Below are 11,340 nucleotides of genomic sequence, written 5' to 3'. Positions count from 1 at the left end.
TGCATTGGGACGGGCGCGGCGCGCTGCGCGGCGACCCGCCAGCGGCCGATGCACCGCCGCTTCGCCGCGCGATCGCCGCCGCGCGGGCAAAGGTGACCGCCATGCTCGCCGCGCCAGTCACCGACCTGCGGACCACGCCGTGGGAGGACACCGGCGTGACCGACCTGATCCTGCTCGGCCTCGCCTGATCGCTGGACGCGGGCCCCGCGCCGGCGGTAGGGGGGGCGCATGATCGAATTCCCCTCCGGCTTCAAGGCTCCCTTCTTCCGCCCGTCGAACCGCAAGGCCGACGAGTTGCGCGCCGTCTCGCTGACGCCCCGCGCCGCACGCCACGCCGAGGGATCGTGCCTTGTGCGCTTCGGCGTCACCGAGGTGCTCTGCACCGCCAGCATCGAGGGCAAGGTGCCGCCCTTCCTGCGCAACTCCGGCCAGGGCTGGGTGACGGCGGAGTACGGCATGCTGCCGCGCGCCACCCACACGCGCGGCGACCGGGAAGCGGCGCGCGGCAAGCAATCCGGCCGCACGCAGGAGATCCAGCGGCTGATCGGCCGCAGCCTGCGCGCCGTCACCGACCTCAAGGCGATGGGCGAGATGACGGTGACGCTGGATTGCGACGTGCTGACCGCCGATGGCGGCACGCGCACGGCGTCCATCACCGGCGCCTGGGTCGCGCTGCACCTCGCCTTCGAGCATGCGATGGCGAAGAACATCCTCAAGAAGAACCCGCTGAAGGACCAGGTGGCCGCGATCTCCTGCGGGGTGTGGAACGGCACGCCGGTGCTCGACCTCGACTACGAGGAGGACAGCAAGGCGGAGACCGACGGCAACTTCGTCATGACCGGCGCGGGCGGCGTGGTGGAGGTGCAGGCGACGGCGGAAGGCGCGCCGTTCAGCGAGGCGGAGCTGACCGCGCTGCTGGGCCTCGCGCGCAAGGGCACGAACGAGCTCTTCGCCAAGCAGCGCGAGGCGATCGGGAAGTGACGGCGCGACGGATCTTCGCCGGTCCGAAGCTCGTCCTCGCCACCCACAACAAGGGCAAGGTGCGGGAGGTGGCGGACCTGCTCGCGCCCTGGGGCTTCGAGGTGGTGAGCGCGGGCGCGCTCGGCCTGCCGGAGCCCGACGAGACCGAGGACAGCTTCCTCGGCAACGCCCGCATCAAGGCGCTGGCCGCGTCGCGCGCGTCCGGCCTGCCGGCGCTGGCGGACGATTCCGGCTTCTCGGTCGCGGCGCTGGACGGCGCGCCGGGCGTGCGGACGGCGGATTGGGCGGAGACGCCCACCGGCCGCGACTACGCGATGGCGATGGGCAAGGTGGAGAAGCTCGCGCGGCACGCGCCGGATCGCCGCGCCTGGTTCTCCTGCGCGCTGGTGCTCGCCTGGCCCGACGGCCATACGGAGGGCTTCCTCGGCGAGGCGCATGGACGCTGGGTCTGGCCGCCGCGCGGGACCAACGGCTTCGGCTACGACCCGATGTTCGTCCCCGACGGGCACGACCAGACCTTCGGCGAGATGGCGCCGGCGGCGAAGCACGCCATCAGCCACCGCGCGGCGGCCTTCGCCAAGCTGCGCACCAGCCTGCCGCCGCGCTAGCGGGGGAGCGCGCCGCGCAGCTCAGTCCCGCGGCAAGGGCACGAAGAAGGCCTTCACGAGCCCGCGCAGCGCGAGGATCTGCCGCTTCAGCGACAGCGGATCGTCGAGCGCCTTCGACATGATGATCGCGCCCTCCAGCACGGTGGAGATCATGTCCGCCAACTCGTCGAGCGGCACCTCGTCGCGCGGACGGTAGGCGGCGGCGATGTCGTCGAACATGCCGCGGAAGCGCCGGCGCCAGAGCAGCGCCGCCTCCGCGTTGATGGCGCGCACCTCGCGATCGAACAGCCGCTCGTAGTAGCAGCTCGTGGCCACAAGGCAGCCCGGGTGGCCCTTCGGCAGGTCGCCCATCAGGTCGGCCAGCAGCTTGAGCCCGATCAGCAGCACCTGCAGCGGGTCGTCGGTCAGCTCCCGCGCCTGGCCGAAGATGCGGTCGTAGACCTGCTCGTCCTCGTCGATGTAGCGGCGCAGCAGGGCCTTCGCGAGCTCGGTCTTGTCGCGGAAGTGATAGAAGAAACCGCTCTTGGTCAGCCCCGTCTCGGCGATCAGCTCCTCGATCGAGGTCGCGCCGAATCCCTTGGCGAGAACTGAGGCCTGCGCGGCATCGAGGATGCGCGTGCGCGTCTCCTGCCCCTTGCCCATGCGCACGCCGCTCATTTCCGTACCTCCGGTCGGTTCCGGCACGCCAGGCGCTGCCCGCCACGCCGCGGCAATCGCTGCGCAGACGAGGTAACCCGTTGATGGCGCGATGCAAAGCGACAAAGCGCCGCAGCTTGACCACGTGCCTGCTAGGTCGTGCGCGGGCATCCCGGCAGAGTCCGTGCATCGACACACGCACGAGAGGATCACGCCATGCACATCGCCCGCCCGCAGGAGCCGCTGAGCGGCGCCACGCCCGAGGCCATACGACTGTTCGACGCCGCGGCCGAGGCTTTCGCCCTCTATCGCGGCGACCCGGTCGGCCTGCTGGACCAGGCGATCGCGATCGCGCCGCGCTTCGCCATGGCCCATCTGTTCAAGGCTTGGCTCTTCGCCCTGACGACCGAGCCCGAGGCGACCGAGGCCGCGCGTGGCATCCATGCCGAGGCCGTCGCGCTGCCCCTCGGCGCGCGCGAGGCCGGCCATGCCGAGGCGCTGTCGCATGTCCTGGCCGGCAACTGGAGCGCCGGCGGCCTCGCGCTCGAGCGGCATTCCATGCGCTTCCCGCGCGACCTGCCCGCGCTGCAGGCCGGTCACCTGATCGACTTCTACCGCGCCAATGCCCGCGCGTTGCGCGACCGCATCGCGCGCGCCCTGCCGCATTGGCACGGCGTGCCCAGCCGTTCCCTGGTGCTCGGCATGCAGGCCTTCGGCCTCGAGGAGACCGGCGACCACGCCCGCGCCGAGGCCGCGGGGCGCGAGGCGGTGGAGGCCGATCCGCGCGACTGCTGGGCCCACCACGCCGTCGCGCATGTGATGGAGATGCAGGGCCGCGCCGCGGACGGGCTCGCCTGGATGACGGCGCGCGAGCCGCACTGGGCGGCCGAGGAGAACTTCTTCCGCGTGCACAACTGGTGGCATCGCGCGCTGTGCCACATCGAGCTGGGCGACGCCGCCTCTGCGCTCGCCCTCTATGACGGGCCGGTGCGCGGCGGGCGCAGCGCGATCGCCGTGGACCTGGTGGACGCATCCGCCCTGCTGTGGCGGCTCGACTTGTCGGGCGTGGATGTCGGCGACCGCTGGAACGAGCTGTCGGCGGCCTGGGAGGCGCAGGCGGACGGTCGGCTCTATGCCTTCAACGACTGGCACGCCGCGATGGCGCATCTCGGCGCCGGCCGCATGGCGGAGGTGGAGCGGCTGCTCGCCACGATGCGTGGCGCCATGGGCTCGGAAGCCGCGCGCTGGATGCGCGAGACGGGCTTGCCCCTCATCGAGGGCTTCGCCGCGTTCCGGCGCGGTGACCACGCCACGGCGGTCGAGCGCCTGCTCGGGGCGCGTCACATCGCGAATGTCTTCGGCGGCAGCCATGCGCAGCGCGACGTGATCGACTGGACCCTGACCGAGGCGGCGATCCGCGGCGGCCTGGCGGAGCTGGCCGAGGGCCTGGCGCAGGAGCGCCTGGCGCTTCGCCCGCACAGCCCGGTCAACCGCAGCTTCCTGGAACGCGCGCGCGCGGGCCTTGTCGCGGCGTGACGGCCGGCGGCGCGGGGGCGGTCTCCGTCGTCGCGCTTGACGACCCGTAGCGGCACGCCCAGTGGGGACTGGCCCGCGGGAGGGGCGCAGCATGGATGACGCGACGGCGGGCGCCGCCTCCGATCTACTCGTCCGCCACTGGCGGGCCGGCACGGTGCTCGCCGGCCTGCCGGACGCGCTGCGCCCGGCCAGCCGCGCCGAGGGCTACGCGATCCAGGCGCGGCTCGAGCGGCTCAGCGCGCAGCCGCTCTTCGGCTGGAAGATCGCCGCGACCAGCACGGCGGGACAGCGGCATATCGGCGTGGACGGCCCGCTCGCCGGGCGCCTGCTGGCCGAGATGGTGCACCGGGACGGCGCGACGCTGCCCTTCGGCGCCAACCGCATGCGGGTCGCCGAGGCCGAGTTCGCCTTCCGGATGGCGCGCGACCTGCCGCCGCGGACTGAGCCCTACACCCAGGCGGAGGTGCTGGATGCCGTCGCGGCCCTGCACACCGCGATCGAGGTGCCGGATTCGCGCTTCGCCGATTTCGCGACCGCCGGCGCCGCGCAGCTCGTCGCCGACAATGCCTGCGCGCATCTCTTCGTGCTGGGTCCGGAGGCGCCCGCGTCCTGGCGCGGCCTGGACCTCGCCGCGCACCGTGTCACCGGCCGCGTCGCCGGCAAGCTGGAGCGCGAGGGGCAGGGGGCCAACGTGCTCGGTGACCCGCGGATCGCGTTGGCCTGGCTCGCCAACGAGCTGTCGCGCCATGGCGTGACGCTGGGCGCGGGGCAGGTGGTGACCACCGGCACCTGCCTCGTGCCGATGGAGGTGGCGCCCGGGGACGAGGTGTCGGCGGAGTATGGCGTGCTCGGCCGGGTGGGAATGCGCTTCGCGGCGGCGTGATCGCGTCGCGCCCGCCCGCCCAGGCTTGAACCCCTCGCCGGCCGTCCTTTCTTTCCCGACAGGAAGCCGGGAGACCTTCACCATGCGCGGGATCGGGGCGGCGCTGCTCGGCGCCGGGATCATGCTGTCGGGCATTCCCGTCGCCGGGGCGCTCGCGGAGCCGGTGATCAGCCAGGCGCCGCCACCCGACGTCGCCGGCGTGCGCCTTGTCACCGTGGCGCAAGGCTTCGAGCGGCCTTGGGGCCTCGCCTTCCTGCCCGACGGCTCGATGCTGGTGACCGAACGGCCGGGGCGGCTGCGCGTGGTGCGCGACGGACAGATCGACCCGCGCCCCGTCGCCGGCGTCCCGCCGGTGCATGCGATGGGGCAGGGCGGGCTGCTCGACGTCGCGCTGCATCCCGACTTCGCGCGCAACCGCACGATCTTCCTGAGCTACGCACACGGCAACGCGGAGGCCAACCGCACGCGGCTCGCGCGCGGGGTGCTGGATTTGCAGGCGATGACGCTGCGCGACGTGCGCGTGATCTTCGAGGTGGACCGCGAGAAGGCGGCGAATGCGCATTTCGGCAGCCGCATCCTGCTCCTGCCGGACGGCACGCTGCTGCTGACCATCGGCGACGGCGGCAACCCGCCGAACAGCCTCGACGGGCGCCCGATCCGCGAGATGGCGCAGGACCGCGCGAACCACATCGGCAAGATCCTCCGGCTGACCGAGGACGGCACGGTGCCGGCCGACAATCCGTTCGTCGGCCAGCCCGGCGTGCGGCCGGAGATCTACACCTGGGGCAACCGCAACAACCAGGGCATCGCCTGGGATCCCATCCGCCGCGCGGTGTGGGCGAACGAGCATGGCAGCCAGGCGGGCGACGAGCTGAACCGCATCGAGCGCGGCCGCAACTATGGCTGGCCCGCGGTGACGCACAGCGTCGAATACCGCACCGGCAACCAGATCGCGCCCGCGCGCAGCGCGCCCGGCATGGCGGATCCGGTGCTGGTCTGGATGACGACCACCGCGCCCTCGGGCCTCGCGGTCTATACCGGCGACCGATTCCCGGCTTGGCGCGGCGACCTGTTCAGCGGCGGGCTGCGCAGCCAGGACGTGCGGCGCATCCGCCTGGACGCCGCCGGCCGCGTGGTGGGGGAGGAGGCGATCCGCATCGGCCGACGCATCCGCGACGTGCGGCAGGGCCCCGACGGCTTCCTCTACCTGCTGACCGACGATCCGCAGGGCGCGCGCATCCTGCGGATCGAGCCGCAATAGGACCGCGCGCCGCAGCCGAAGCGGCCAGGGTCTGCTGAGTCGGCGCCGCGCCGGGGAACGTGAAGACGCCGCGCGGCGCGACATCGCGGCCAGAAACAGCGCACTCGGCCGTTTGCGCGCGCCGCGGTGCCGGCCGCAGCCCAAGGGATCCGTCGCATCCGGCGACCGGGACCGGCTACGCTCCTGCGCCGCCCTGGCCGGGGCGACGCCCGCAGCGGGCGGCGAACGTCCAAGCACCCATGCAAGGAGACGTCGCCATGCTCTTCTGCATCATGGCCAACTACACCCCGCAGGCCATCAACGGGCTGATGGAAAATCCGGAAACCAGTCGTCTCTCGGCGGTGCAGTCCCTGCTCGAAGCCGCTGGCGGGCGCGTGGTGAGCCTCTACAGCACCGCGGCCGAGGGCCCGGGCGCGATGCTGATCTTCGACGTGCCCGACGCCCAGACGGCGCCCGCGGTCGGCGCGGTGATCGCAGCCTCGGGCTCGGTGCAGAACCTTCGGCTCATGCGCCTGATGACGCCGGAGGAGGTGCCCGCGGTGCGCCGCAAGGCGGCGCAGCTGCGGGCGGCCTACAAGCCGGCCGGCAAGTAGCGATTCGGGCGGGGGGCGGCGGCGTCGCCCGCCGCCCCACGCCGGAAGGCTCGGCGCTACTCCGCGCGGATGTTCGCGTTCCGCACCACCTGGCCCCAGGTGGCGTGGTCGCGGCGGGTGATGTCGGCGAGCTGCTGCGGCGTGCCGCCGCCCGGCTCGTCGCCGCGGCTCGTCATGCGCTCGCGCGTCGCGGGATCGGCCAGGGCCTGGTTCAGCGCGGCGTTGGCGCGCGCCACGATCTCCGGCGGCAGGCCGGGCGGGCCGTACAGGCCGATCCAGGCGGTGAAGGTGAAGTCCTGCAGGCCCTGCTCCGCGCTCGTCTGGATGTCCGGGAAGGCGGGGCTGCGGTTGGCGCCGGTGGCCAGGATGCCGCGCAGCTGCCCGGACTGGAGGAAGGGCGCCACCACCGACGCACCGTCGAACATCGCGCTGAAACGGCCGGCGATGAAGTCCTGCATCGCGGGGCCCGACCCGCGATACGGCACGTGCTCCATCTGCAGCGGCGCCGCGCGCATGCGCAGCAGCTCCATCGCGGTGTGGCTGAGGCTGCCCGCGCTGGCGGAGCCGTAGTTCACCCGACCGCCCTGCGGCCGCACCCAGTCGATGAACTCGCGCACGTTCCGCGCGGGGACGGAGGGATGCACGCAGAGGATCAGCGAGGACTGCAGCATCATGCCGATCGGCGTCATCTGCAGCGGATCGAAGGCGAGCGGGCCCATCGTGTGCGGGTTGATCGCCATGGGCGAGGCGTTGCCGGCCAGCAGCGTGTAGCCGTCGGGGCGCGCGCGCAGCACCGCCTCCGTCCCCAGGTTGCCGCCGGCGCCGCCGCGGTTGTCGATCGCGACGGGTTGGCCGAGCGCCGCCTGCAGCCCGTTCTGCACCACGCGCGCCGCGAAATCGGTCTGCCCGCCCGGCGGGAAGCCCACCACCAGGGTGATGGGGCGGTTCGGCCAGGCGGCCTGCGCATTCGCCACATGCGGCGCGGCGAGCCCGCCCGCCGCCAGCGCCATCAGGCCGCGCCGGCCGATTGCCGTGTCGGTCATTGTCGTTTCTCCCGGTCCTTGCGGCCGGACCGGCCGCAACCGCGGACATGCCATCACAGCGTCGCGATCGCCAGCCCCAGCAGCGCCGCCGCGGCCACGCCCATCATGGTGAAGGTCAGGCTCATCCCCAGAACGCGCCAGCGGAAATTCTCCGGCTCCTGCGCGATGCCGGTGGCGTGCAGGATGCGTCCCGCCAGCAGCAGCGTGCCGAAGACGTGCAGCGCCCAGTCCGGCAGCCCGTTGATCTCGCACAGCATGATCAGCAGCAGCGCGAGCGGCACGTATTCCGCGAAATTGCCCTGCGCGCGCGCCGCGCGCTCCACCAGGCGGTGCGAGGTGCCGAGCGCGACGCGATGCAGCCGCCGCGCCTTGATCACCCGCGTCGAGAGCCAGACGAAGTAGAGGCCGAGCAGACCGGCATAGAGCCCTGTGACAGGAAGCATCAGCCGTTCTCCTTCACGTCGGCGCGAATCCCACCGGATATGCGCAGGATCTCAATCGGCGTCGTGGCGAAGACATGCATGGGCGAGCCCGCCGCCGCCCAGACCCGGTCGAAGGCGAAGAGGTCCTCGTCCACCAGCACCACGGGCGGCGAGAGATGGCCGAGCGGCGCGACGCCACCGATGGCGAAGCCGGTCACGTCGCGCACCCAGCCGCCATCCGCGCGCTTGATGTGCAGGCCCGTCGCGGCCGCGACCTTCGCGGTGTCCACCCGGTTGGCGCCGGAGGCGATGACGAGGACCACCCTCTCGCCGCCCCGGAACACGATGGATTTCGCGATCTGCGCCACCTCGCAGCCGACCGCCGCCGCGGCGTCGGCGGCGCTCCGCGTGCCTTCGGGGAAGGCCTGCACGCTGTCCGCATGGCCCGCGGCCAGTAGCGCCGCCCGCACCCGTTCGACAGACCCCCCGGACATCCCTATCTCCCCCTCTGCTCTTGCACGCGCTGCGCGCGTGCCCTCAAACGCCGGCGCCAGCCTCCGCCGGCTTGGCTTCGCGGCACGGGCCGCGGGCCGCATTCGCGGCCTCGGCCGGCTCCGCCGGCCGCTTGCCAGCCCCATATGCGGACAGCGATGCGCGACCCCCTCGCCCTCTACATCCACTGGCCCTTCTGCGCCGCCAAGTGCCCTTATTGCGACTTCAACAGCCATGTCCGCGACCGCGTGGATCACGCGGCCTTCGCCGCGGCCCTGCGCACCGAGCTGGGGCGGGAGGCCGCGCGCACCGGCCGGCGGCCGCTGGCGTCGATCTTCTTCGGCGGCGGCACGCCGTCCCTGATGCGGCCGGAGACCGCGGCGGCGCTGATCGAGGATGCGCGGCGGCTGTTCGATCCCCTGCCCGACCTCGAGGTCACGCTGGAGGCCAACCCGACCAGCGTCGAGCGCGAGAAGCTGCGCGACTTCCGCGCGGCCGGCATCAACCGCGTCTCGCTCGGCGTGCAGGCGCTGGAGCCGGAGGCGCTGGCCTTCCTCGGCCGCAGGCACGACGCGGCGGAGGCGGTCCGCGCGCTGGAGTTCGCGCGCGAGACCTTCCCGCGCGTCTCCTTCGACCTGATCTACGCCCGTCCCGGCCAGTCGGAGGCGTCCTGGCGCGCCGAACTCCGGCGCGCGCTGGCGCTCGCGGCCGACCACCTTTCGCTCTACCAGCTGACCATCGAGCCCGGCACGCAATTCGCGACGCTGCACGCGCGTGGCGCCTTCGCGCTGCCGGAGGGCGAGGACGCCGCACGGCTCTACGAGGCGACGGCGGAGGAAGCCGCGCGCTTCGGGCTGCTGCGCTACGAGGTGTCGAACTACGCGCAACCAGGCGCGGAAAGCCGCCACAACCTCGCCTACTGGCGCTACGGCGACTATGTCGGCATCGGCGCGGGCGCGCATCAGCGGCTGACGCTGGATGGCGAGATCCTCGCCGCGCGCCGCCACCGCGCGCCGGAGGAATGGCTCGCCCGCGTGCAGCGCGACGGGCATGCGGTGACGGAGGAGGAGGCGCTGACCCCGCGCGACCGCGCGCGGGAGGCGCTGCTGATGGGGCTGCGGCTGGCCGAAGGCGTGGACCCGGCGCGCATCGAGGCGCGCAGCGGCCTGTCCTTCGGCGACGCTGTGGACCTGCGGATGCTCGACTCGCTGCGCGAGGAGGAGCTGCTCGCCTGGCAGGGCGGGCGGCTCGGCGCGACGCCGGCCGGACTGCTGCGGCTCGACGCCATCCTGCCCTTGCTGTTGCATTGAGGCATGGGGATCACCGCCTTCATCGGCGCCTATGGCTACGGCAACCTCGGCGACGAGCTGTGCCTGATGGAGGCGATGCACGCCTTCCCGGCGGAGGAGGCGCGGGCCTTCAGCGTCGATCCGGACTGGACGATGCGCTGCGTGCCGGGCCTGGCGGGCTGCTTCGCGGACGGCGCGGCGATGCTGGCGCTGCGTCCGCGCCGCGTCGTCTATGGCGGCGGCATGTTCGGCACCTCGGAGGCGTTCCGCGCCTGGATGCCCTGGCTCGTGCAGGCGGAGGCGCAGGGGGCCGAGATCCACTTCCACAATCTCGGCGTCGCCTCGCTCGGCCGCGACCTCGGCTGGCTCGACGCCGCGGCGAACGGCGTCTTCGTGCGGGCGGCGGGCTTCACCGTGCGCGACTACCTCTCGATCGAGCGCGCGATCGAGGGCGGCATCGCCCGCACGCCGCGGCTGACCTTCTTCCCCGAGGCCGAGCTGCCGGCCGATCCGTCGCTGGCCGAGGCGTTGCTGCCGCGTGATCGCCGGCTGCTCGGCGTCTCGATCATCCCGTCGCCGCTGATGCGCGAGGCGCTGCGGCACGAGGCGGCGCTGGTGCACGCGCTGCTCACCGAGTTCGAGGGCCACGCCGTCGTGCCCATCGTCAGCACCGTCCACCTGCACGCGCCGGAGGAGGACGACATGGAAGGCTGCGCCGCCTTCCTGCGCGACTTCCTGCCGCGGGCGGAGATCGCGGCCCCCCTGCTGCTCGATCGCGCGCATTGGCGCGCGGAGCTGACGCCGGCGCGGCTGAAGGGCCTGATCGCGCGCTGCGACACGCTGGTGACGCACCGCAAGCACAATGCGGTGCATGCGATCGGCGCCGGCGTGCGCACCATCGGGCTGCATCCGCTCGAGGACCACAGCCTGCGCCGCACCTTCGTCACGCTCTGCAACCGGCTGCCGCCGGGCTCGCGCTGCGTCGGGCTGCTGTCGCCGTGACGCGCACGCTGCTGCTGGCCGAACGTCCCTTCGCCGGGCTGCGCTCGACGGCGATCCTCGAGGAGGTGCGCGCCTCGCTCGGCGCGGATGGCACGATCCTGGTCCCTGGCGCCGCGGACCCGCCGGAGGGCTTCGAGGCGGCCGCGCCCGACGCCGACCCGGCGGCGCTCGGCATCGGGCATGTCGTGCTGGCGGGCGTGTTCTCGGACCGCACCGCGCTCGACGCGGCGCTCGGCCACGCCGCGCGGGCGCTGGCGTCGGGCGCACGGCTCGAGGCGCGGAGCTTCTCGCTGGAGCGCGCCGCCGCGCAGCGCGAACCGCCGGCGCATGTCGAGGCGCTGGAGGCGGCGTCGGCGCTGGAGCTGCGCGACCACCACACCGCCAACACGCTGCTCGTCTGGCGCATCGCCGCGCCGTTCCGGATCTTCGCCTATCCCGAGCGCGCGGTCTGGCCCGATCCCGCCCTCGCCGAAGGGCTGCCGGCGGGCCCGCTGCTCGGCCTCGGCATCCTCGGCGGCGGCGGCACGGCGGGTGCGCTCGCGCGCTCGACCACCGCGCTGCGCGGGCTGCTCGCGCCGTTCCGCGGCTGGCCGG

The 11,340-nt window shown here is 73.4% G+C and carries 14 protein-coding genes; 10 read left to right on the top strand and 4 right to left on the bottom strand.

What is annotated here, in order from left to right; translation table 11 throughout:
* The 3 genes from L2I40_RS10960 to rdgB all read left to right on the top strand — a co-directional run.
* The coding region (locus L2I40_RS10960) for a hypothetical protein (RefSeq protein WP_237214995.1) at positions 1 to 188 on the top strand (188 nt) is incomplete at its 5' end.
* Positions 189 to 228: 40 nt separating this feature from the next.
* On the top strand, positions 229 to 981 hold the full coding sequence (gene rph / locus L2I40_RS10955; protein WP_237214994.1) for a ribonuclease PH: 753 nt from the start codon (positions 229 to 231) through the stop codon (positions 979 to 981).
* On the top strand, positions 978 to 1,589 hold the full coding sequence (gene rdgB / locus L2I40_RS10950) for an RdgB/HAM1 family non-canonical purine NTP pyrophosphatase (RefSeq protein WP_237214993.1): 612 nt from the start codon (positions 978 to 980) through the stop codon (positions 1,587 to 1,589). Before rph ends, rdgB begins: the two co-directional genes overlap by 4 nt.
* Positions 1,590 to 1,610: 21 nt before the next feature.
* Here the strand turns inward: rdgB and L2I40_RS10945 are convergent, their stop codons facing one another.
* Entirely contained in the window at positions 1,611 to 2,246 is a 636-nt protein-coding gene (locus tag L2I40_RS10945; protein WP_237214985.1) for a TetR/AcrR family transcriptional regulator, read from the bottom strand.
* A 195-nt stretch (positions 2,247 to 2,441) separates the two neighbouring features.
* On the opposite strand from L2I40_RS10945, the gene L2I40_RS10940 reads away from it, so the two are divergent.
* The 4 genes from L2I40_RS10940 (at position 2,442) to L2I40_RS10925 (ending at position 6,498) form a co-directional block, all read left to right on the top strand.
* Entirely contained in the window at positions 2,442 to 3,761 is a 1,320-nt protein-coding gene (locus tag L2I40_RS10940; protein ID WP_237214983.1) for a tetratricopeptide repeat protein, read from the top strand.
* A gap of 91 nt (positions 3,762 to 3,852) precedes the next feature.
* Positions 3,853 to 4,644: a 2-keto-4-pentenoate hydratase gene (locus tag L2I40_RS10935; protein WP_237214982.1), complete on the top strand. Its 792-nt coding sequence runs from the start codon at positions 3,853 to 3,855 to the stop codon at positions 4,642 to 4,644.
* A gap of 82 nt (positions 4,645 to 4,726) precedes the next feature.
* Positions 4,727 to 5,905 (top strand): PQQ-dependent sugar dehydrogenase, encoded by a 1,179-nt coding sequence (locus L2I40_RS10930; protein WP_237214980.1) that lies wholly within the window; start codon positions 4,727 to 4,729, stop codon positions 5,903 to 5,905.
* 257 nt (positions 5,906 to 6,162) lie between these two features.
* On the top strand, positions 6,163 to 6,498 hold the full coding sequence (locus L2I40_RS10925) for a GYD domain-containing protein (protein WP_237214978.1): 336 nt from the start codon (positions 6,163 to 6,165) through the stop codon (positions 6,496 to 6,498).
* Between the two features lie 56 nt (positions 6,499 to 6,554).
* Here L2I40_RS10925 and L2I40_RS10920 read toward each other — a convergent pair whose 3' ends face one another.
* From L2I40_RS10920 to L2I40_RS10910, 3 genes are read right to left on the bottom strand one after another with little or no spacing between them, the layout of a single operon-like run.
* On the bottom strand, positions 6,555 to 7,541 hold the full coding sequence (locus L2I40_RS10920; RefSeq protein ID WP_237214977.1) for a Bug family tripartite tricarboxylate transporter substrate binding protein: 987 nt from the start codon (positions 7,539 to 7,541) through the stop codon (positions 6,555 to 6,557).
* Positions 7,542 to 7,594: 53 nt separating this feature from the next.
* Positions 7,595 to 7,984, bottom strand: coding sequence for an MAPEG family protein (locus L2I40_RS10915; RefSeq protein ID WP_237214975.1), 390 nt, complete (start codon positions 7,982 to 7,984; stop codon positions 7,595 to 7,597).
* Entirely contained in the window at positions 7,984 to 8,457 is a 474-nt protein-coding gene (locus L2I40_RS10910; protein WP_237214973.1) for a YbaK/EbsC family protein, read from the bottom strand. Before L2I40_RS10910 ends, L2I40_RS10915 begins: the two co-directional genes overlap by 1 nt.
* A gap of 156 nt (positions 8,458 to 8,613) precedes the next feature.
* Here L2I40_RS10910 and hemW point away from each other — a divergent pair, with 156 nt between their 5' ends.
* From hemW to L2I40_RS10895, 3 genes are all read left to right on the top strand, one after another.
* On the top strand, positions 8,614 to 9,765 hold the full coding sequence (gene hemW, locus L2I40_RS10905; RefSeq protein ID WP_237214971.1) for a radical SAM family heme chaperone HemW: 1,152 nt from the start codon (positions 8,614 to 8,616) through the stop codon (positions 9,763 to 9,765).
* Between the two features lie 3 nt (positions 9,766 to 9,768).
* Entirely contained in the window at positions 9,769 to 10,746 is a 978-nt protein-coding gene (locus L2I40_RS10900; RefSeq protein ID WP_237214970.1) for a polysaccharide pyruvyl transferase family protein, read from the top strand.
* Positions 10,743 to 11,340: hypothetical protein (locus L2I40_RS10895; RefSeq protein ID WP_237214968.1), on the top strand; the 598-nt coding region annotated here is incomplete at its 3' end. The genes L2I40_RS10900 and L2I40_RS10895, both read left to right, overlap by 4 nt.

Source organism: Falsiroseomonas oryziterrae (genome assembly GCF_021864505.1).
Taxonomy (GTDB): domain Bacteria; phylum Pseudomonadota; class Alphaproteobacteria; order Acetobacterales; family Acetobacteraceae; genus Falsiroseomonas; species Falsiroseomonas oryziterrae.
Note: the sequence above shows the minus strand (reverse complement) of the source record. Positions and strands in the feature narration are given on the sequence as shown.

Excerpts from the sequence above, each read along its gene's own strand:
- rph (WP_237214994.1), top strand. The coding sequence starts at position 229 with ATGATCGAATTCCCCTCCGGCTTCAAGGCTCCCTTCTTCCGCCCGTCG.
- L2I40_RS10945 (WP_237214985.1), bottom strand. The coding sequence starts at position 2,246 with ATGAGCGGCGTGCGCATGGGCAAGGGGCAGGAGACGCGCACGCGCATC.
- L2I40_RS10940 (WP_237214983.1), top strand. The coding sequence starts at position 2,442 with ATGCACATCGCCCGCCCGCAGGAGCCGCTGAGCGGCGCCACGCCCGAG.
- L2I40_RS10935 (WP_237214982.1), top strand. The coding sequence starts at position 3,853 with ATGGATGACGCGACGGCGGGCGCCGCCTCCGATCTACTCGTCCGCCAC.
- L2I40_RS10930 (WP_237214980.1), top strand. The coding sequence starts at position 4,727 with ATGCGCGGGATCGGGGCGGCGCTGCTCGGCGCCGGGATCATGCTGTCG.
- L2I40_RS10925 (WP_237214978.1), top strand. The coding sequence starts at position 6,163 with ATGCTCTTCTGCATCATGGCCAACTACACCCCGCAGGCCATCAACGGG.
- L2I40_RS10920 (WP_237214977.1), bottom strand. The coding sequence starts at position 7,541 with ATGACCGACACGGCAATCGGCCGGCGCGGCCTGATGGCGCTGGCGGCG.
- L2I40_RS10915 (WP_237214975.1), bottom strand. The coding sequence starts at position 7,984 with ATGCTTCCTGTCACAGGGCTCTATGCCGGTCTGCTCGGCCTCTACTTC.
- L2I40_RS10910 (WP_237214973.1), bottom strand. The coding sequence starts at position 8,457 with ATGTCCGGGGGGTCTGTCGAACGGGTGCGGGCGGCGCTACTGGCCGCG.
- hemW (WP_237214971.1), top strand. The coding sequence starts at position 8,614 with ATGCGCGACCCCCTCGCCCTCTACATCCACTGGCCCTTCTGCGCCGCC.
- L2I40_RS10900 (WP_237214970.1), top strand. The coding sequence starts at position 9,769 with ATGGGGATCACCGCCTTCATCGGCGCCTATGGCTACGGCAACCTCGGC.